Source organism: Corynebacterium pseudodiphtheriticum, assembly GCF_023509295.1.
Taxonomy (GTDB): Bacteria; Actinomycetota; Actinomycetes; order Mycobacteriales; family Mycobacteriaceae; genus Corynebacterium; species Corynebacterium pseudodiphtheriticum.
In genome coordinates this window covers 984,577-1,005,851 of the sequence record NZ_CP091864.1, presented here as the reverse complement: position 1 = coordinate 1,005,851, position 21,275 = coordinate 984,577, and the positions used below count along the sequence as shown (strand labels likewise).

Annotated in this window: 18 protein-coding genes; 6 read left to right on the top strand and 12 right to left on the bottom strand. The window is 54.1% G+C overall.

The window, feature by feature from the left end; genetic code table 11:
- Positions 1 to 84 precede the first annotated feature (84 nt).
- From L9H78_RS04505 to L9H78_RS04490, 4 genes are all read right to left on the bottom strand, one after another.
- Positions 85 to 1,035, bottom strand: a complete 951-nt coding sequence (locus tag L9H78_RS04505) for a hypothetical protein (RefSeq protein ID WP_249620607.1) — start codon at positions 1,033 to 1,035, stop codon at positions 85 to 87.
- Positions 1,022 to 2,035 carry a ketol-acid reductoisomerase gene (gene ilvC, locus L9H78_RS04500; RefSeq protein ID WP_021352354.1) on the bottom strand — a complete coding sequence of 338 codons (1,014 nt, stop codon included), beginning with the start codon at positions 2,033 to 2,035 and terminating at the stop codon, positions 1,022 to 1,024. Before ilvC ends, L9H78_RS04505 begins: the two co-directional genes overlap by 14 nt.
- Positions 2,036 to 2,149: 114 nt before the next feature.
- Positions 2,150 to 2,665 (bottom strand): acetolactate synthase small subunit, encoded by a 516-nt coding sequence (gene ilvN, locus L9H78_RS04495; protein WP_021352355.1) that lies wholly within the window; start codon positions 2,663 to 2,665, stop codon positions 2,150 to 2,152.
- 2 nt (positions 2,666 to 2,667) lie between these two features.
- Complete coding sequence (locus L9H78_RS04490; protein ID WP_249620606.1) at positions 2,668 to 4,539, bottom strand: acetolactate synthase large subunit; 1,872 nt, start codon at positions 4,537 to 4,539, stop codon at positions 2,668 to 2,670.
- Between the two features lie 315 nt (positions 4,540 to 4,854).
- Between L9H78_RS04490 and L9H78_RS04485 the strand changes: the two genes are divergently transcribed.
- From L9H78_RS04485 to L9H78_RS04470, 4 genes are all read left to right on the top strand, one after another.
- The gene (locus L9H78_RS04485; RefSeq protein WP_249618644.1) at positions 4,855 to 6,087 is read left to right on the top strand and encodes a mechanosensitive ion channel family protein; all 1,233 of its coding nucleotides are present in this window, start codon (positions 4,855 to 4,857) and stop codon (positions 6,085 to 6,087) included.
- Positions 6,088 to 6,119: 32 nt separating this feature from the next.
- Positions 6,120 to 6,761 (top strand): PH domain-containing protein, encoded by a 642-nt coding sequence (locus tag L9H78_RS04480; RefSeq protein ID WP_249618643.1) that lies wholly within the window; start codon positions 6,120 to 6,122, stop codon positions 6,759 to 6,761.
- A 66-nt stretch (positions 6,762 to 6,827) separates the two neighbouring features.
- Positions 6,828 to 8,669 carry a dihydroxy-acid dehydratase gene (ilvD, locus tag L9H78_RS04475; protein WP_249620605.1) on the top strand — a complete coding sequence of 614 codons (1,842 nt, stop codon included), beginning with the start codon at positions 6,828 to 6,830 and terminating at the stop codon, positions 8,667 to 8,669.
- A gap of 34 nt (positions 8,670 to 8,703) precedes the next feature.
- On the top strand, positions 8,704 to 9,960 hold the full coding sequence (locus L9H78_RS04470; RefSeq protein ID WP_249620604.1) for a glycosyltransferase family 87 protein: 1,257 nt from the start codon (positions 8,704 to 8,706) through the stop codon (positions 9,958 to 9,960).
- Here the strand turns inward: L9H78_RS04470 and L9H78_RS04465 are convergent.
- Complete coding sequence (locus L9H78_RS04465; protein WP_249620603.1) at positions 9,957 to 11,150, bottom strand: DoxX family protein; 1,194 nt, start codon at positions 11,148 to 11,150, stop codon at positions 9,957 to 9,959. The two genes, L9H78_RS04470 and L9H78_RS04465, sit on opposite strands and share 4 nt — an antisense overlap.
- A gap of 66 nt (positions 11,151 to 11,216) precedes the next feature.
- A complete protein-coding gene (locus tag L9H78_RS04460) occupies positions 11,217 to 12,020 on the bottom strand; it encodes an HNH endonuclease family protein (protein WP_249620602.1) in 804 nt (267 codons plus the stop codon).
- Between the two features lie 76 nt (positions 12,021 to 12,096).
- Here L9H78_RS04460 and L9H78_RS04455 point away from each other — a divergent pair, with 76 nt between their 5' ends.
- A complete protein-coding gene (locus tag L9H78_RS04455) occupies positions 12,097 to 13,191 on the top strand; it encodes a glutathione S-transferase C-terminal domain-containing protein (protein ID WP_249620601.1) in 1,095 nt (364 codons plus the stop codon).
- A 29-nt stretch (positions 13,192 to 13,220) separates the two neighbouring features.
- Here L9H78_RS04455 and L9H78_RS04450 read toward each other — a convergent pair whose 3' ends face one another.
- The 4 genes from L9H78_RS04450 to L9H78_RS04435 form a co-directional block, all read right to left on the bottom strand.
- The gene (locus L9H78_RS04450; RefSeq protein WP_249618637.1) at positions 13,221 to 14,633 is read right to left on the bottom strand and encodes a YkvI family membrane protein; all 1,413 of its coding nucleotides are present in this window, start codon (positions 14,631 to 14,633) and stop codon (positions 13,221 to 13,223) included.
- 93 nt (positions 14,634 to 14,726) lie between these two features.
- Positions 14,727 to 16,235, bottom strand: a complete 1,509-nt coding sequence (gatB, locus tag L9H78_RS04445; RefSeq protein WP_249620600.1) for an Asp-tRNA(Asn)/Glu-tRNA(Gln) amidotransferase subunit GatB — start codon at positions 16,233 to 16,235, stop codon at positions 14,727 to 14,729.
- Positions 16,236 to 16,293: 58 nt separating this feature from the next.
- Positions 16,294 to 17,325, bottom strand: coding sequence for a 6-phosphofructokinase (locus tag L9H78_RS04440; protein ID WP_249620599.1), 1,032 nt, complete (start codon positions 17,323 to 17,325; stop codon positions 16,294 to 16,296).
- Between the two features lie 116 nt (positions 17,326 to 17,441).
- The gene (locus L9H78_RS04435) at positions 17,442 to 18,776 is read right to left on the bottom strand and encodes an MFS transporter (protein WP_249620735.1); all 1,335 of its coding nucleotides are present in this window, start codon (positions 18,774 to 18,776) and stop codon (positions 17,442 to 17,444) included.
- A gap of 144 nt (positions 18,777 to 18,920) precedes the next feature.
- Here L9H78_RS04435 and L9H78_RS04430 point away from each other — a divergent pair, with 144 nt between their 5' ends.
- A complete protein-coding gene (locus L9H78_RS04430) occupies positions 18,921 to 19,244 on the top strand; it encodes a hypothetical protein (protein WP_249620598.1) in 324 nt (107 codons plus the stop codon).
- 68 nt (positions 19,245 to 19,312) lie between these two features.
- On the opposite strand, the gene gatA is transcribed toward L9H78_RS04430, so the two are convergent.
- A complete protein-coding gene (gatA, locus tag L9H78_RS04425; RefSeq protein WP_249620597.1) occupies positions 19,313 to 20,800 on the bottom strand; it encodes an Asp-tRNA(Asn)/Glu-tRNA(Gln) amidotransferase subunit GatA in 1,488 nt (495 codons plus the stop codon).
- Positions 20,801 to 20,860: 60 nt separating this feature from the next.
- Positions 20,861 to 21,151 carry an Asp-tRNA(Asn)/Glu-tRNA(Gln) amidotransferase subunit GatC gene (gene gatC / locus L9H78_RS04420; RefSeq protein WP_249618635.1) on the bottom strand — a complete coding sequence of 97 codons (291 nt, stop codon included), beginning with the start codon at positions 21,149 to 21,151 and terminating at the stop codon, positions 20,861 to 20,863.
- Between the last annotated feature and the right edge of the window lie 124 nt (positions 21,152 to 21,275).

Genomic DNA, 21,275 nt, shown 5'->3' with positions numbered 1-21,275 from the left:
CTTGGGATGTGGTTTGGATTATACAACCAGGTTGGTGCGGAGGTGCGAGCTCCACCGGGATTAAAATTCGTGAAGCGTAACTGCTTAAGACTTGGTATTTTTGCTCTTCGAAGCGGCGGTATTTTCTGCTCGCTGTGCAGAAAGTTCTGCAACCCGAATTTTGTGCGAAAACTCCCGTGAGGTTCCAAATTGGCGCCCAAAAGCGATCAATGGCCCGTCGGCAAGACCTGCGACCATAGCCAAAGACTCAAAATTACTCGTGAGATCGGTCTCTGGCATCACACGCACTTTAGCTCCGAAAGCCGTGGCATTAGCTACCGAAATTGCTGGCGACTCATTAGTAGCCACCATCACCGGCGCCATTTCTTTATCGCGGCGCGATTGTGCATAAACCGCGGGTAATGGATCGTGCTCCCGGGTTTCCAACGGATCCCATGTAGCCACCACTTCTTGCTTGCCGCCAGGGGTCAGCTGGGATAAAGCGTGTACGAGATTGGCAGGATCACTGACTTCAATTTGTTCAAATTTATGCGCTGTAAAATCCGCCAGAGCTTGATCGGTGCCAGGATCATTGAACACTTCGAACGCACCTGTACTATCTGCAATCCCCACTTTACCGACGGTAAGAACCCTTTCGACCCTTAAGTCTTCAATTAATTGGCGGATTTCGCCGTGCACGCTCCGGTCATAGATCACCACTGGAGCATATTGTGCTATGCCAATCGACGCTCCCCGGGCAATTGCCCCGTCACGGTTTTCAACCACGATCAGTGTGCGTGATTGCCTAAAGAATTCCCGCACAGTTTCCAAACCGAAGTCTTCCGCGATGACTTGCACCCTATTCGGATAGGCGTCATCAACGAACCGGTTCAGATTTTCTGAACGCGCCTGATTAATAGCGGTGGGAACAGCAGAGGTGGTCTTTTCGAAAGGGCGCGATTCAAAATTTTGCTGCACCGAACTACACGAAGAGACCACCAATCCACTGGCAACGATGACCGCTGCCACCACCGAACTACGGTTAAGCCGTGGCATCAAGTGGGTTTTTCACCCAGCTCATCAGATCGCGAAGCTTCGCGCCTGTGGTCTCAATCTGGTGCTCGTTGGTCTCCTTACGTAGATCCTCGAGCTCCTTGTTGCCATTTTCCACGTTATCGATCAGGCGCTTGGTGAAAGTACCATCCTGAATGTCGCTCAGGATATCTTTCATGCGCTGCTTGGTGTCATCGTTGATCACACGTGGGCCCGACAGGTAGCCACCGAACTCAGCGGTGTCAGAAACCGAGTAGTTCATGTTGGTCAGACCGCCCTCGAACAACAAGTCCACAATCAATTTCAGCTCATGCAGACACTCGAAGTAAGCCATCTCTGGCTCATAGCCAGCTTCGACCAAAACCTCGAAACCTGTCTTAACCAGCTGCTCAGTACCGCCGCAGAGAACTGCTTGCTCACCGAAAAGGTCAGTGACGGTTTCCGCTTCAAACGTGGTTGGGATAACGCCAGCGCGAGCGCCGCCAATTGCAGAAGCATAAGACAGGCACAGGTCGTGGCCTTCCTTCTTCGGATCCTGCTCAATAGCGATCAAGCAAGGAACGCCTTTGCCGTCTGCAAACTGGCGACGAACTAGGTGACCCGGTCCCTTTGGTGCAACCATGCCGATAGTGATGTTGTCGGCAGGCTCAATCAGCTTGAAATGGATGTTAAGACCATGGCCGAACAGAACGGCGTCGCCATCCTTCAGATTTGGTGCGATCTCGTTGTTATACAGATCTTTCTGAGCCGTATCTGGCGCAAGAACCATGATGACATCTGCCCATTCGGAAGCTTCCGCGTTGCTCTTGACGGTGAAGCCAGCTTCCTCCGCCTTAGCGCGGGACCGGGAATTTTCGCGCAGTCCGATAACAACCTCAACGCCGGAATCACGCAGGTTTTGAGCGTGTGCGTGCCCCTGAGAACCGTAGCCAATGATGGCTACCTTGCGACCCTGAATGATCGACAGGTCCGCGTCGTCCTCGTAAAAAGTTTCAATAGCCATGAAAGATCCTTTCTGTCGGATTCTATAGATTCTATATTAGAAATAGCTTCTAACCTGATTGTAATCTACCACAATGCGTATCACGCTATGAGACAGATCTGCCACTAGGTGAGATTATTTTCCGGGGGCCATGATCTTCGGGCCACGAGCCAGCGCGATCCGACCACCCATAACGAGTTCACGAACCCCAAATGGCTCAAGCACATCCAACAATGCGCGGAGCTTGCCCGAAGTTCCAGTGGCCTCAATGACAACGGATTCCTTAGCGACGTCGACAATCCGAGCCCGGAAAATATTGGCAGCATCCACTACCTGTGGGCGGTTGGAGGCATCCGCAGATACCTTAACCAGCATGATCTGCCGCGCAATTGATTGCGATTCTTCCAGTCGCACAACCTTAAGCACCTCGATCAGCTTGTTCAGCTGCTTCGTGACTTGTTCAATTACGACATCATCTGCATCAACAACCACGGTCAAGCGGTTGATACCAGATTTTTCGGTGCGCCCAGAAACTAGAGAAATGAGGGAATAACCGCGGCGGGTAAACAGCTGAGCAACGCGGGAAATAATACCGTCGACGTCCTGGACTAGGACAGACAACGTGTGACGGGTCGTCTCATATGCAGCCATGGTTATTTCTCCTGTTCCGGATGCTCTTGCACGGTCTCATGAATTTCCGCTGGGGATTCCCCAGCAGAGTTGTCTTCGTCGAAAAGTGGACGCAAGTCTTTCGCGTACTGAATATCCGAGTTCGACGCCCCGGCTGAGACCATCGGCCAAACTTGCGCGTCCTCCCCAACGACGAAATCGATGACGACCGGACGGTCGTTGATCTCCCGTGCTTTCGCAATAGCAGGCGCGACTTCTTCCTTTTTAGTGACCCGTAACGCGACGCAGCCCATCGCCTCAGAGAGCTGCACGAAGTCCGGCACGTAGTCGCTGTTTTCTTTCTTCAATTTGGTATTGGAATAGTGCTCGTTGAAAAACAGCGTCTGCCACTGGCGCACCATACCCAAGTTACCGTTGTTAATCAGAGCCACCTTAATCGGGAACCCCTCCATGAAACAGGTGGTGAGCTCCTGGTTGGTCATTTGGAAACAACCATCGCCGTCGATAGACCAGACTTCCTTTTCTGGACAACCGGCTTTTGCCCCCATAGCCGCAGGAACGGAATAACCCATGGTTCCCAAACCACCAGAATTTAGCCACGTGCGTGGCTTCTCAAAATCGATAAACTGCGCAGACCACATCTGATGCTGTCCGACGCCCGCGACATAGACGGCATCCGGACCAGCTGCCTGCGAAAGTTGCTCAATGACATACTGTGGTGACAGCGCACCGTCAGCCTGCTCGTCGTAGCCACGCGGGAAACGTTCCTGCAAGCCATGCAAGTAGGTCATCCACGGAGTTAGATCGCGAACCGCGCGGGAAGAATTGTTCTGGAAAGCTCGCAACAGACCCAGCAAAACTTCCCGGGCGTCCCCGACGATCGGAACATCCACTGCCCGAATCTTACCGATCTCCGCTGGATCCACATCAGCGTGGATAACTTTGGCATCCGGCGCAAAGGTAGAGGTATCACCCGTAACCCGGTCATCGAAGCGCGCACCGATCGTGATAAGCAAATCGGCACGTTGCAAAGCTGCAACCGCGGGAACCGAACCATGCATGCCCGGCATACCCATGTGCAGTTCATGCGATTCCGGGAATGACCCCAGCCCCATCAGCGTGGTCACGACCGGGATGCCCGTGTATTCTGCAAACTCCCGCAATTCACGGTGTGCTTCCGCTTTAATCACACCACCGCCGATATACAACACCGGTTTATCCGCCGCGGCTATCAAGTCAGCTGCAGCAGTCAGCTGTCGCGGGTGTGGGTTGGTTACTGGCTTATACCCGGGCAGGTCCACCGTCGTCGGGAAAATATAATCTAGCTCTGCAACCTGCAGATCTTTCGGGATATCCACTAACACCGGCCCCGGGCGTCCCGTCGACGCCAGGTGAAATGCCGAAACAATCGCTTCTGGGATTTCTTCTACATGCGTAACCATGAAATTGTGCTTGGTCACAGGCATTGTGACGCCACGAATATCGGCTTCCTGGAAGGCATCAGTACCCAACATTTTGGAACCTACCTGCCCGGTAATCGCTACAACCGGGACAGAGTCCAACATAGCGTCGGCAAGCGGGGTTACCAGGTTCGTGGCTCCTGGTCCAGAGGTTGCGATCATCACGCCAACCTTTCCAGTTGCTTGCGCATAACCCTCTGCCGCATGGCCAGCCCCTTGTTCGTGGCGTGCCAGCACGTGACGTAGTTTTTCTGAGCTATACAGCGCATCGTATAGCGGGAGCACCGCACCGCCAGGAATGCCGAAAGCAATATCTGTACCAAGGTCTTCCAAGGTTTTCACGATGGCTTCTGCACCGATCATGCGCGTGCTTGCGCTCTTGGAACCGGCGCCGGAAGCAGCTACCGACGGGCTGGGCTGGTTTGTGGCCGACACGTTATGGTCTCCATTCCATCAAGATTTTCTATGTTTCACGCTCGGGTGATCATGCCGAAGACGCAAAATTGCGGTGTTTTATTGCGGTCTTCTCACAACAAAAGCCCCCGACATTCGCACTGTGGTGGGTGCTGTCGGAGGCGTGCGTTAATACGGCTGCAAGTGTGTCCCGTTCGGGCACGCCCCCTAGGGCACTACTACTTGAAGTCGAATTTCGTTGATCACGAGATCTACATTACACAATGATGTGAGAAAACTCGATTTCACCCCCATCTGGCTCACAGCACCCCGTCGATGAAGTCTAAGATACGATTCATGACGCTAGATTTCGTGCTGGAACAGATCTGGCGCTGGTCGATCGAACGTGGCGTAGACTTCGCCTTGCTGTTCATCGGCGCGCTACTCGTTCCTCGGGCAGGACGCCTGGCCCACCGCTGGTCACAACACAGGTCACAGCGCATCGCCGATTTTGATGAATCTAAATCATCACTTGCCGTCGCCGGTGTTGCGATTTATATCGCCCAACTCATTGCCTACTTCGTGCTGTTCGTGTTTTTCCTGCAGCAACTAGGCTTCTCTCTCGTGGGCGCTACCATCCCAGCTACAGCAGCTTCCGCTGCCGTAGGTTTGGGCGCGCAATCGATTATTGCCGACTTTCTCGCCGGGTTTTTTATTCTGTCCGAAAAACAATATGGCATCGGCGACTGGGTGAAGTTTGAAGGCAACGGAATCGAAGTCGAAGGCACGATCATTCAGGTGACAATGCGCGCCACCCGTATCCGGACCTTGAATGAAGAGACCATCATCGTCCCAAACAGCACCGCCCGCGTCTGCATCAACCATTCGCACTACTGGTCCTCAGCCGTCGTCGTGATGCCAGTCCCGCTGCTCGAAGTGAAAACCCCCTGGGAGGCCGTCGAGAGATTCCAAAAAGCAACGCAGCGCGCACTCGAAGTCCCAGAAATCGCCGAAGTCCTCAAGGGCGATTTGGAAATTCACCCAGCGGTCGGCAACGGCATCAACCCTCCCCAGGTAGTTGGAATGCCCTGGACCGTAAATATCCGCGCGATGATTATGACTGAAGCAGGTATGCAATGGATGGTTGAGCGCGGCATCCGCCTGTCTGTAATGGAAGAGTTTTGGAGCGAATACGGTTCAGCCCCAACTATTAACGGCGACCTACAGGGCGAAGTTTCCCTACGAAAGAAACCGGAATATACCGAAAACACCGCAGGTGCTTATGCTAACAACCCATGGGTGGATCTATCCCTTGGCACCACCACACCAGAAGAAAACAGCCAAGAGATCACCGAGCTAACCGCACAAGACTCTGAGCACGACCACAGACTGGACCCGCGCACGCTCGTCGGCAAGTTATTGTCGTTCAATGGCAACCTCCGCCCTTCAACAACGGGCCTGTCGTTATTGTTTATCGCTCTGTTGATTGTGCGTGTTCTTGGCTCCAGCATAGAAATCGACGGCGAACTGGTACACGGTCCACTGGCACCCCCAGCGACAGAAACCACGCTGAAGGTATCCACGAATTAAAGATTTTTCCTTGATCCCGTAGCATGGTCGCCATGAGTGTTGCAGAAAACCCAGCCCAGGGCACCAGTTTCCGCCCAGAGCGCACCCACATTATTGCCGCTGTACTCATCATCGGCATTGCGATCATGGGCATCGCCTGGGCTCCCCTTGTGCTTGGTTGGTTGTTGCTATTCCCGCTGGCCTTTATCTACTGGGCTCTACGCGCAAAAACAACCGTCACCGCAACCGGCATTACGATTACCTATGCCTTCAAATCCGATGTCACCATCGCCTGGGAGGAATTCCAAGGCATCGGGTTTCAGCGATCCCGAGTCTTTGCCAGCACACGGGATGGCAAACAATTTAACCTTCCCGGGGTGACCTTCCAATCACTTCCGGCATTAGAAACCGCATCTCAAGGACGCATCCGGGACGTCCTCACCGAGGGCAAAGAAGCCGCTGACGAAAAAGTTGTGATCACTCATCGCGACGGTCAGCGCATCATGATGACACGGGACGAATTTGAAAAATACGATGGCGTTGCTGCCCAGCACTACGAATCGCACCCGGCCTCTCGCAAACAGCAGCACCAACAAGTCCACGAACACAAGCCGGACCACAGCCCCCGGAAACCACATAGCAAGTCGCGTCAGCAACAACAACAGCAACGCCGACGTTACCGAGGGGACAGCTGAGGAAACCGGATTTAGGTTATTTCTCCCCGCTTCGCCGACTAAACCCCAAAATAGAAAGACATCCTTGTGTACCCTCTTCGCTCGAAAGTAACCACCGTTGGCCGCAATGCTGCAGGCGCACGCGCTTTATGGCGTGCCACCGGCACCCGGGATAATGAATTCGGTAAGCCAATCGTGGCAATCGTGAATTCCTACACGCAATTCGTGCCTGGTCACGTGCACTTAAAGAACGTCGGAGATATCGTTGCCGAACAAGTACGCGAAGCTGGAGGTGTACCGAAAGAATTCAATACTATCGCGGTGGACGACGGAATCGCCATGGGTCACTCGGGCATGCTGTATTCCTTGCCTTCTCGGGAAATCATCTCCGATTCTGTCGAGTACATGGTTAACGCTCACACTGTCGACGCAATGGTGTGTATTTCCAACTGCGATAAGATCACGCCAGGCATGCTTAATGCAGCGATGCGCCTAAACATTCCAACCGTTTTTGTGTCCGGCGGCCCGATGGAAGCCGGAAAAGCCGTCGTCGTCGACGGCGTTGCACAGTCGTCTTCAGATCTTGTCGACGCCATCTCCGCATCGGCTAACGACAAAGTTTCTGACACCGAACTTGCCAAAATCGAGGAATCAGCCTGCCCTACCTGCGGATCGTGCTCCGGCATGTTTACAGCCAACTCAATGAACTGTCTGACCGAAGCCCTTGGTTTATCTTTGCCAGGCAACGGCACCACGTTGGCAACACACCAGGCACGCCACAGTTTGTTCCAAAAAGCAGGCCAGTTGATCGTCGACATGTGCGAGCGCTATTACGGTAACGAAGATGAATCCGTCTTGCCACGCAGCGTCGCTACGAAGAAGGCGTTCCGTAACGCAATGGCGCTCGATATGGCTATGGGCGGTTCCACCAACACGATTTTGCATACCCTCGCTGCAGCCCAAGAAGGCGAGGTCGATTTCGATCTACACGATATCGAGGAAATCTCACACCAAGTGCCGTGTCTGTCGAAAGTCGCTCCAAATGGGATGTACCACGTAGAAGATGTGCACCGCGCGGGTGGCATCCCCGCGATCTTGGGCGAACTACGACGGGGTGGTTTGCTGGACGAAGATGTTCATACGGTGCAGTACGACACCCTGGATGGCTGGCTTAACGACTGGGACATCCGCGGGGGCAAAGCAATCACAGACGCCGAGGATCTGTTTTATGCAGCACCAGGCGGTGTGCGCACCACTGAGCCTTTCTCCAGCACAAACCGTTGGGAATCATTGGATACCGATGCTGAGACAGGTTGTATCCATGATGTTATGCACGCCCATTCTGCCGACGGCGGACTCGTCGTCCTGCGTGGCAATCTCTCGCCTGATGGCGCTGTATTGAAAACCGCGGGTGTAGACGAAAGCCTTTGGGAATTTAGTGGCCCGGCCCGCGTGCTGGAATCCCAAGAAGCTGCTGTCAGCGCAATCCTCAAGCGCGAAGTACAACCTGGTGAGGTCGTCGTAATCCGTTACGAAGGCCCTGCCGGAGGTCCAGGGATGCAAGAAATGCTGCACCCTACCTCGTTCTTGAAGGGCGCTGGGCTGGGCAAAAAGTGCGCTCTGATCACGGATGGCCGGTTCTCCGGAGGTACTTCAGGGCTGTCCATTGGGCATATCTCACCAGAAGCTGCAGCAGGTGGTTTAATCGGATTGATCGAAAATGGCGATACCATCCGCATTTCCGTCAAGGACAGGAGCTTAACCCTGGAACTTGCCGACGAAGAAATTGCACGCCGTCGCCAAGAAATGGAAAACCGTGCACAACCGTGGCAGCCCACCGAACGTAAGCGCACCGTAACCAAGGCGCTGCGTGCTTATGCCAAGATGGCTACCAGCGCAGATAAAGGGGCCGTACGCCAAGTTGACTAGCAGAGACACTAGGTTGCGGCACCACAGTGTTCCGTTGCTAACCATTATCGGGCTAATTGCTGGGCTAGCCGCAACGTTTTATCGCATCAACAAAACAGCGTCGCCGGTGGATATGGTGATCTACCGGCAGGGCGTTGACGCATTTTTGCACGGTCGGGAAATGTATTCCGAGCCCATGTTTGCCGGCGACCTCGCGCTGCCATTTATCTATCCGCCGTTTGGCGCACTATTTATGGCACCGCTCAATATAATCCCTGGGATTGATGACACCTTCGCGGGGCGTATCGTCATCGCACTCTCCAACGCACTCTTGCTGCTCTGCTTGTGGCTGGTATGGCGCTGGCTACTCGACGCTAACCGCTGGGCCATGCCAGCCGCAGCTATTTCTTGGGCGTTGGCTTTAATCAGTGAGCCGGTGGAGCTCAACCACAGCTTCGCCCAGATTAACGTCATCCTCATGTCGTTGGTGGTACTCGATCTTGTACCCCGCAAACGCACACTCCCACAAGGATGGCTAATCGGCATCGCCGCCGCAATCAAACTAACGCCATTGGCAATGCTGCTCTATTTCCTGCTCCGCAAAGACTTCCGTGCAATAGTCACCGCCGGTATTTCTGCTGCACTCGCAACACTGCTTGCCGCTATCGTGCGCTTCGATGCCACCTGGGAATTTTATGGTGCTCGCCTTCTGGGAATGGGTTCGGGTGGAGATTTCGGAGTCAATACCTCGTACCAATCAAACAGCTCCTGGCGTGGCATGATCCAGCGCTGGTTTAGCAGCGAACAAGCTTTGGAAGATTCTGGAAACCTCGTGACTGCTCTCTGGGCAGTGTTGGTAATTCTGACTATCGCCACTGGCGCATGGATCATGCTCCAGTTATTGCGCCGTGGCTATCTCGTCGACGCTTGGCTTATCAACGCAATAATCATGCTATTGATTTCTCCAGTGTCGTGGTCCCACCATTGGGTCTGGTTAGCACTAGCGGTCCCGGTGTGGTTCTGGCGGGCACATAGCATGCGTGATTACGGCCTTGGGGCTGTCGTCGCGCTCTGGATTTCCGTTCTGGTAGTCCTCGAGCAACCACCAAAATGGTGGTACGGCGATGCCATCGAAGTACACGCATTAAGCTTCTGGCCAAAGGTATTTGTTAGTGATTTCGTCTGGCTCGGCTTAGCAACCCTGCTCGTTATCGCCTGGGAATGCCGGCCACAAGGCAAGTATCACCGGTACGGGAAATCGCTGGCAGGAGTGCCCAGCCAAACCGGGGCGAGCGATAAAATAACGCTTTAAGCCGACAACGGGTTGGTTCCTGCCAGCAGCCACCATGCGGCCACTACTGCCGCAATGCCGAGGATCATAAAGAGCCAGGAGGAAGCGAGCGGGCGTCGTGCCCAGCCGCGCGCACCATCAAGCGCATACAATCCGGGCCCGGTAAATTGCACTACCAGGGCAAGAACCGCTGCCATCACCGGCACCCACAAAGTTTCTTCCCAGTTGAAAACGTTGAGACCAGTTTGCGCCTGGGCAATCTCGTGGACGACCAAAAACCCGGTCACAATCCACGCAAGCATGGCAGCAACTGGTGCTAACAGGCCAAGCAACAAGAAGATACCAGCAGCCAATTGTACGGACGGAACTGCGATGGCCAATAAGTGTGCTTGGCTATAAGCAGAGAAATCAGATTCTAAGCCTGCAATACCCTCATGGGAGCCCAGCGTGAAAAATGTCCCGGTCGCTTGAATGATCAACCACACAGAAAGCGCAATGCGCAGCAGGAACAGCCCCAAATCGATAGTCCCGCGACGAGTATCAACCGTGGTCACCGGCTCTGCACTAGCTGCGTTGCCAGGCGTTTCGGCTGAGACACCAGCTCCCTGTGCATAAGGCTCATCAACCGGAATCTGTTCATCGTTGGCGAGACCATGCTGGCCCTGTGGAACACCTTGCTGAGTTGGCCCCGAATACCCGGCTTGCTGTGGTGTAGCAGATGCTGCAACCGGTACGGTGGCCTGCTTACCAGCAGGATCAATGACTTCGGTAGCGGCAAAATCTTCATCCCGGTATTCCGGACGATGCTCATCCGCTGCGTCCGACACACCAGCGTCCGGTTTACCAGCATTCGGTGTGCCAGCATCCGCCGCGCCAGTATTAGTAGCCGCCTCTGGCTGGGCAAACTGCGTAGTTGGTTCGGAATCAACGCTCGCACCAGTAGCGCGGATTTCGCTAGAATTCGGCTCAATCACCTGCGGAGCTGCCCGGCCAGCTCGTTCGAAAATAGTTGTACGAGCTTCTGTAGACGGAGAAGATTTCTCTGTGTCAGCTTTGGCCCGTTGTGGTTTTTCGGAAGGTTGCGTCGTCGATGTTTGCGGCCCCTCATAGGTGGGGACGTCGAATGCGTCATCGTGAAAATCCGCTTTATCTGGTTTTCGGCCAGCATTGCCATCTTGGGCTGCGTTGGAAGTATTTTTTCGATCGCTCATGGACCCAATTTATGCGATCATCCTGCAGAAACCAGGCACCAACCCACCAATAAACCGAAGAGGTTACTAGCACTGGTCCAACAATTCGCCAAGCGCTCGATGTTCAGCGTCAGTAGCCCATAACCCGTAAACATATTTCACGTGAACCTGAATACGCCCATAATCGCAACGAAAAGCCTTGTTGGGCGGCAACCAACTGGCAGCATCAGCTGCACCTTTCGCGCGATTGCTGGATGCGTCCACGGCCAAGAGATTAATCGGGTCATTCGCGAAATCACGGCGCTTAGCTTCACCCCATTCGAAAGCCCCCTTCACCCAGGCGTCGCCAAGCGCAACTACGTGTTCGATATCTACCTGATTGTCCCCACGACGAAAGTCAATGTGTTCACCGGTATACGGGCTAGTAAACTCGCCGCTTTCCACAAGGCACCCGTGGGTCCCATTGCGAACAGAGATCTGAGCTAGATCGCGTTGCAAAATATCGTTGCGAGTATCACAGCCATTACGCCCACCAGCGACATTCACATCATCAGCCCAGGCAGAGCCAAAACGCTCCCTTTCATAGCCGGTTTTCGGGGCTCGGCCTTTGATCTCCAAGCTCTGGTGCATGGCACGGTAATCCAGCGAGTCGTCAGTATAGACACCTGGTTGCGCGTGCGGAAACGGATTCTGCGCACTCTGATTCTCAGATGCTTCCGCATTCGTTTCGGCAGCCTGCGTAGTGGTGACCGTGGTCGACACCGTGGTGGTTGCCGTCGCAACAGCTTGCCCCTGGATGGAATCTGCATCTTCAGAAACAGTGCAGCCTGATAACAGCACCGATACTGCACCGATCAGGGCAATGCCCGTAGTTTTTCTTAGCGCTCGCATAGTGCGCTCAGATTATCACAGCTTTTGCTATAGTTGACACGTCATATAGTTTTCGTACTAGGGAGATCAATTACGCATGCCACAAACAGATGATTGGGCCGGAGACGCCCAGAACGCTGCCACTAGCGGAGAATTCCGACGCGATACCAACTACATTGGGGACCGTATCCTCGCATCAGTAAACACCACCCAGGCGCAACCAGCAGAGCAGGACGTCATGCATTGGCCAGTCCAACCGCACCGGTACCGCCTGGTAGCGGCACGTGCCTGCCCATGGGCACACCGCGCAGTGATAGTGCGCCGACTACTAGGTCTAGAAGACGTCATTTCCCTAGGGCTAGCCGGCCCTACACACGATAAACGTTCCTGGACCTTCGACCTGGACCCAGGCCAGGTCGATCCTGTACTACGCATTCCTCGTCTCCAGGACGCCTATTTTAACCGCTTCCCCGACTATCCCCGCGGCATCACAGTGCCCGCGCTAGTAGAAGAATCTAGCCGAAAAGTAGTCACCAACGATTTCTCATCGCTCGTGCGCGATTTCCAGACCGAATGGACAAAATACCACCGCGAAGGGGCTCCGAACCTACTCCCACCGCGCGAGCAACACGCAGAAATGCACGAGATTAACGAGTTCATCTTCAAAAAATTCAACAATGGCGTCTACCGCTGTGGATTCTCCGCATCGCAAGAAGCCTACGAACAAGCCTACGCAGATGTCTTCGAAGTATTGGACTGGCTCGAACAGCGCCTAGCATCCCGGCGTTTCATCATGGGTGAGCACATCACCGAAACCGATATCCGGGCCTACGCTACCTTGATTCGCTTTGATGCCGTTTACCATGGTCATTTCAAAGCCAACCGCAACAAAATCAGCGAAATGCATAACGTCTACGGCTACCTGCGCGAGCTATTCCAAACCCCTGGGTTTGGCGACACGACGGATTTCACTGAGATCAAACAACATTATTACATCGTGCACCGCGAAGTTAATCCTACGCAGATCGTGCCCGCTGGCCCAGACATGTCCGGGCTGGCACAACCACACGGGCGTGACCATCTAGCTGGTGCACCATTCGCAGAAGGCACCAGCCTCCCCGGCGCACTGCCCGAAGAAGAAAAACTAAAAAACCCGACCCAAATGCAACGCGAACTCTTCCGCTTACATTAGGTCGGGTAGAAAACTAAACGCCCATCCGATTACTCGGCTTGCGGCCGCTTCTCTTCTTTTTCAGAAGGAGACTCATCTGCAGGCCGCACGGAATCCTGGGCGAGAGAATCCGCATAGGTATCTGCCGTCTTTTCTTCCTTGGCTTCGATTTGGTTTTCGTCGGCAAGCAACTTGTAGTCTTCGCCGATGCTGAAATCGACCTCATCGTCATCATCCAGCTGAGTGGCGACTTCATCCGAAATGTAGTTGTACAGTTCCTTGTCGCCCAAGTTGGACTCCGAAACCAACTTCTGCATTTCTTCGTTGTGCTTCTTTTCAAGTTCCTTATCAGGGTGCAAAGACAAGTACATCAGTTGGCGCAAGCGCGCGCGTTTAGTGGCTTCATCGCGAATCCGCGAGAAAGACTTAATCCAGGCACCAACCAGCACCACAACCATGAACATGCCCATGTAACCCAGAACTGGGTAAACGTATTGCATCAGGATGTCGAAGCCGATAAAGCTGACGGCAAATCCCAGCAAGGTGCCCACAATGAAGATCACGCGGTACTGGTTCTCGCGGCCAGCGGAAAGGCGCTTACCGAGAGCGTAGAACATACCAATTGCGGTGTTAAACACCATGGCGAAGATCACTAGCGCCATGATCAGGCCGAGGTTTTCGTTGATGTCATCAACCAGGGTGAGCATCGGAATCGAGGTTCCATCAATCAACTCTGCATTGAACAACATCGCCATGGTCGCCAGAACCAACATGATGGCGTAAGCGATACCACCGAACAAGCCACCCCAACCAGCTTCACGTGGATCCAGGTAGTCGCCACCAATAACCAAGGTCATCGAGACCGCAAGGATCAACGCGAGACCGTTGTAGTTAAGAGCCGACAACAGCCAGTTACTAATTGGGCTCTCAATTTCAGCAGAACGTTGCGCAACCAAATTCACATCGTCTGGCCAGTTGAAGAAGGTATAGATGGCAACAGAAACAATCGCGATGATAATCAACGGCGTAAGCAAACCGATGATGCGCGAAACTTTATTGACATCCAACATTCCGGCTACAAGAACCAGAACCAGCATAACCGTGGAACCAATCCATGGCTGCCAACCGAATTGCTGCTCTAAGTTAGAACCGGCACCTGCAAGCATCACAAAACCGATAGAGAACAGAGTGATGACTACCGAAATGTCCAACAAGATGGACACGATTGGATGTGTGGTGCGTTTAAACACCAAGCGGTGTTCGCGGGCATGGAAATAACTGCCCAATTGCAGAAACACAGTTCCAGCCAGGGCCATAACGATGCCTGCTACCGCAGCACCTGCTAGCCCCCACATTCCATAGGACGAGAAATACTGTACGACCTCACGGCCGGTAGCAAAACCTGCACCGACAACGAGGCCCACAAAGGACAGGGCAATACCTGTAATGCGTGTATAAGACACGAATCATCGCTCTTTCTTAGTGTAAGAACATTGTCTTCGAAGAATTGACGTTCCTACGATACACGCACTAAGGCATTTTGTATTGTTGAGCGTTTATTCCGCTAGCTTTTCCGCGATCAATTTGTTGACTTGACCTGGGTCAGCTTTACCCTGCGTAGCTTTCATCACGGCACCCACGATAGCGCCAGTGACTTTCTTGTTTCCGGCGCGGTATTTCTCCACAATATCCGGGTTATCAGCCAAGGCGTCATCAACTGCTTTTTCAATCGCACCATCATCACGAACGACCTCAAGACCGCGCTTGGCGACGACCTCGTCGACATCGCCTTCGCCTTCCAAAACTCCGTCGACGGCCTTACGCCCCAGCTTCGTGGTCAACTTTCCTTCCTTGACCAACTCCACGACGCGCGCAACCTGTGCCGGGCTAATCTGCAACGCAGCCAGTTCCAGGCCACTTTCGTTGGCCTTGCCAGACAAGTAAGAAACCCACCAGGCACGAGCCTCATCGGCGGTCGCACCGTGCTCCGTGGTCTCAATGATTAGCTCGAGCGCACCCGCGTTGACGAGATCACGCATCTCTTTATCTTTCAGGCCCCACTCTTCCTGAATACGCGCACGGCGAATCCACGGCATTTCTGGAAGTGTCTGTTTGATTTCTTCTACCCATTCGCGCGGAGCAGATACCGGTGGCAAGTCTGGATCGTTGAAATAACGGTAATCTTCCGCAGTCTCTTTCGGGCGTCCCTGGGCCGTCGAACCGTCCGACTCCTGGTAGTGGCGAGTTTCCAGCGCAATCTCCTCGCCGTTATCCAATGCATAAGCCTGGCGCTGCATTTCGAACCGTACTGCCTGCTCTACTGATTTCAGCGAGTTTATGTTTTTCGTCTCGGTACGAGTTCCGAATTCCTCCCTGCCCTTTGGACGCAAGGAAAGGTTGGAATCTACACGCATTGATCCTTGATCCATGCGAGCATCAGAGACACCGAGCGCTGCAACCAGTTCACGTAAAGCGGTCACATAAGCCCGAGCAACCTCCGGGGCCCGTTCACCGGCGCCGACGATTGGCTTAGTCACAATCTCAATCAACGGAATGCCAGCACGGTTGTAATCAACCAATGACGCAGTTGCACCGTGAATACGACCATCAGCGCCACCCAAGTGGGTCAACTTGCCGGTGTCTTCTTCCATATGCGCGCGCTCAATTTCTACACGCCACTCGGTGCCGTCATCCAATACCACATCGAGGTAGCCGTCGTAAGCAATCGGCTCATCGTACTGCGAAATTTGGTAGTTTTTCGGCTGATCCGGATAAAAATAATTTTTCCGGGCAAACCGGGAAGATTCTGCAATCTGGCAATTCAATGCCAGGCCAATCTTGATAGCCCATTCCACGCCTTTGGCGTTAACTACAGGCAGTGCACCAGGCAGCCCCAGCGAGACCGGATCGACATTTGAGTTTGGTGCATCACCGAAATGCGCCGAGGAGGTAGAAAACATCTTGGTTTCCGTCCCCAACTCAACATGGACCTCAAGACCCATCACCGGGTCGTACTTTTCTAGGACTTCGTCGTAGTCCAGCAAATCATACATCGCAGCAGTCATAGCCACCATGGTAATGGTTTTGGCCGGGACTTCGTGCACGGGGCTTCAGCACCGCTATTTAGCCGAACAGCGCCTGGGCAATTTCGTAACGACGCATAGGCACAGTTTTGAGCCTAGAGACGACCTCTGCCAGCGGAAGCGTCTCGATATACTCTCCTTTTAACACCACGCAGGAGCCGAATTCGCCGCGATGGGCCGCGCGGGTGGCATGCACGCCAAATCGGCTGGCGAGGACGCGGTCAAACGCGGTGGGGGTACCTCCACGCTGCACATGTCCCAGTACGGTGGTCCGCACATCATAACCAGTAGAACGTGATATTTCCTCCCCGATCAACTGCCCCATACCACCGAGCCGACGGTGGCCGAATTCGTCGACCCCCTTGTCATCGACCGCCATAGTGCCTGGTCGCGGTTGCGCACCTTCCGCGACCACGATAATGCCGTACTTCTCACCCATCTGGAAACGCCGTTCCATCGACTTGGTGATTTCACTGACATCGAAAGGAACTTCCGGAATCACGATATGGTGAGCACCTCCAGCTAAACCTGCGTGCAAAGCAATCCATCCGGTATGCCGCCCCATGACTTCCACGATAAAGATCCGCTGGTGTGATTCCGCAGTAGCGTGCAGGCGGTCAATTGCGTCAGTAGCAACCGCGACTGCACTATCAAACCCAAAGGTATAATCAGTTGCCAACACATCATTATCAATGGTTTTCGGCACACCAATCACAGGGACACCGTTATCGGCCAACCATTTCGCGCCTTTCAGCGTGCCTTCACCGCCAATTGCGATTAACGCATCGACGCGGGCGTCAGCAAGATTATCCTTGATCGTTTCTAAACTAGCTTTGAAAATATCCGGGTGTAGGCGTCCGGTTCCTAAAATAGTGCCACCGCGAACCAAGATCTTATCGATGGCGTCATCGTCGTAAAGGTCGACACGATCGTCATCCAACAAGCCCAACCAGCCGTCACGGTAACCGACGACAGTGGAATCATGTTCCTGATTCGCCGTGCGAACGACGGCACGGATAACGGCGTTCAGACCTGGGCAGTCGCCGCCCGAAGTCAATGTGGCAATACGCATGCTTCTACTGTAGGCAAGCCAGCGCAGAGTTGCAGCGTGCGGTACGTCTCGCTACCGAGTACTCCCAATTTTTAGCATGCTCGCCACAGCCACCAATACCTGCTGCCGGCCGAATTCTAAATAGTTTTACGATAAAACAACGAGGTCAACAAACCGATAGCCAATACCGCCACGAGCAACAAGAGCGCATTGGCAGCCCCCACCGCTAAACCCGAAGCAGCAACAGTGATTTGTAGCAACGCCGATAAAATAGACACACCGAACACCGAGCCTAATTGCCGCGCGGTGTTATAAACGCCTGAGGCAGCCCCCATGATCCGAGGTTCCACATCACGCATGGTAGTAGCCGAGTTCGTGCCCCAGACAAAAGACTGGCCAATTCCCAAAAGGCTCACGGCAACCGCAAGCCACCAGAGAGGAAACTCATGAGCCATGATCCACCAGCATGCTGCGCACGCACTCAGCATCGTGCTGAACCCAGCGACGACAAGATTGCGCGGATGGAATTTATCCGCCATGATGCCCGCGATCGGCGACACAAATAACGAGGCCAATGCCATCGGAACCATCACCAGACCCGCGCTAGCAGAGTCCAAGCCCTGACCGTCTTGCAACCACAGCATGATCGGTAGCATCAACGACGCCGCCATAAAACCCATGCACGCGATGATGATAATCCCCAGCCGGTAATTGTGATTCCGGAATAAAAACAACGGGATCATGGCTTCCACGCCACGTGCCTGCGCAGTAGCTTGCAACCTAATAAAGCCATACAAACCAGCGATGCCGGCCAACAGCATGAGCCAAATCCACCACGCCCAGTCGGCCTCCGGCGCCTGCTGGATCGCACCAACCAATAACAGCATAGAAAGCAAGGACACTGCCACGGACAGTGGATCTACCTTTCGGGCATAGGTCGGCATACGAGGTACCCACAGCGTCGCCAAGACAACAGCTAGGACGCCTAAAGGCACGTGGATAAGAAATACCGCCTGCCATGAAGACGAATTAACTAGTGCGCCACCGAGTACCGGCCCGGTAATCGCAGCTACCGAGCCGATAATTCCCCATACCCCTAACGCGCGCCCACGACGCTCACGGGCAAAAACTCGGTTGATTACCGACATAGTCTGCGGCATTTGAATGGATGCGCCGAGTCCTTGTAAGCAACGAGCAGCAATCAATAATTCGATACTAGATGCTGTAGCGGAAGCGATCGCACCAATAACAAAGACGGTAATACCAATGCGAAAGAGGCGTCTTTGTCCGAGCCGATCTCCCAACCGTCCGGTAAACAACAAAGGAACCACCACGAACAGGAGAAACCCGGAAGATACCCAAAGGGTTTGTGCCAACGACGCATCGAACTCTCGTCGTATGCTCGGAAGTGCCACCGCAACTAGGGTTTGATCCAGCAAAGACATGAAAAAGCCCAGTGAGAGGGCGAACATAGCCTTCCATGCCTGGGATTCTGGAAGCACTGTCGATTCGGCAGCGGTATGCCTATTTTCTGCGGACGTCTGTCGTCGGCCGGGCGAGGGAGTCACTCCGCTGATCCTAGCGCGGAACCAGTACTGAGGCCTAGACTAACGGGCATGGCATTAATCGATAAGAAATCTCCGCAAGAAGTATCGACGGCAACCACCACTGCTTTCGGTTTGGCGGGCGGCTATCTCACCGCCGTCCAGACCGGAATTCGCCCCCTCGGTGGCGTGATACTCGGCTCTGCTGGTTACTGGGCGGCACGCTCATGGGCTGCTAAGACCACCCCGGCAACCACAGCTGGATTGCTGGGCGGATACATCGCAGCATTCGGCCTATCGCACCCTTTGGCAAAGAAGATCGGCTCCTGGCCAGCAGTTGGCGTGGTAACCGCAGCCACCGCGGGTGCGGCGTACGCCCTATCCGATCGGAAATAAAGCACTGGTGGAACGTACCCGGCACCGCGCCTAATATGTGGCCAGCACCGGGTACGTCCTATTTCATTTTAATTGCGTACTAAAGCCTCGTAGGCTGCACCAACGCGGTACAAACGTTCGTCGGCGAAGGCCGGAGCCATAATCTGTAGACCGGTTGGCAACTGGGTATCTCCCGCCATACCAGAAGGTACGGACATACCGCAGACACCAGCCAAGTTCAACGGCAACGTGCACAAGTCAAAGTTGTACATCGCGGTTGGATCCTCAACCTTTTCCCCCAGAGGGAAAGCTGTAGTCGGCGTCGTTGGTGATACCAGCACGTCGACTTTTTCGTATGCACGGGCAAAGTCCTGCGCTACCAGGGTGCGAACGCGCTGCGCTTGTAGGTAATAAGCATCATAATAGCCGACCGACAACGCGTAAGTTCCGACCATGATGCGCCGCTTGACCTCTGGGCCGAAGCCAGCTTCGCGCGAAAGCTCCATGACCCGGTTAGCGGAATTTTCTCCGTCATCACCCACGCGCTTGCCATACCGCATACCGTCGAAACGGGCCAAGTTGGATGACACTTCACACGGCATGATCAGGTAATAAGCCGCCAATGCGTCGTCGAAGTGCGGGCAATCTACTTCGACGACTTCCGCACCATTATCCACCAGCGTCTGTACTGCCTTGTGATATTGCTCCATCACGCCAGGCTGCCATCCATCGCGTTCGAACTGCTTGATGACACCAACTTTGAGCCCGGTCAGATCGCCGTTTGCCCCCGCACGGGCGGCAGCAACAACATCCGGCACTGCTTTATCGATACTGGTGGCATCGTAGGGGTCATGCCCCGCAATTACCTCATGCAGCAATGCGGTATCCAACACAGTGTTCGCACACGGGCCTGCTTGATCCAGTGAAGAAGCAGCAGCAATCAAGCCATAACGCGAAACCGTGCCATAGGTGGGCTTCACACCGACAGTATTTGTCAGTGCGGCTGGCTGGCGAATCGAACCGCCGGTATCCGTACCAATGCCCAATGGTGCTTGTCCAGATGCCAAAGCTGCTGCGGTACCGCCTCCAGATCCGCCCGGGGTGCGGTTAGTGTCATAAGGGTTACGCACCGGCCCGTAGGCCGAGTTTTCGTTTGACGAACCCATAGCAAATTCATCCAGGTTAGTTTTGCCCAGGATAGGAATGCCGGCTTCGCGCAAGCGACGAGTCACGGTTGCGTCATACGGGCTACGGTAGCCCTCCAGCATTTTCGAGGCCGCGGTAGTCGGCGCATCAGTGGTCACCAGCAGGTCCTTCAACGCGAGCGGAACCCCAGCCAATGCAGAAGCCGGCTTTTCCCCGTTATCCAGGGCCTTATCCACCGCATCTGCAGCGGCCAATGCCTCTTCTGCACCAATGTGCAAGAACGAATTCAGAGTCTCGTTAGTGTCGTTGATGCGGTCCAGATACGCCTGGGTGACCTCACGCGAAGTAATCTCGCGGTCGTGGATACGCTGCGCCAAATCCGCCGCGGTTTCCGAGGTGATGCCATCTGTTGGGCGGGTAAATTCAGTCATTAATTCTCTACCTCTATCGCTTGTGCAGTATTTATCATGCGCTCACAGGTGAGCACTGAACTAGCCACGAATCTTGGGAACCACGAAACGGTCATCACGTACGTCCGGTGCCTGATCCAAAGCCTGCTCAGAATTCAGCGTGCGCACAACATCGTCGCTACGCATGGTGGCGTTCACCGAATGTGGATGGCTCATGGGTTCTACCCCGGCAGTATCCACATTTTGTACCGCAGAAACAGCGTTCACAATGCCGTCGATTTGTTCTGCATAAGTCGCGATTTCTGCATCGCTTAAAGCAAGACGCGATAGCTTCGCCAGGTGCTCGATTTTTTCGCGGGATATTTCTGACACAGTCGATTCAATCCTTCAATATTCGTGAATCAATTTTCTCCCGTACTATGCTACGCCACTGGAACCAGTAGCTAAGCAACGCCTGATAGTCCGGTACGTGAGACAACAAAACAAGGTTTCCCCC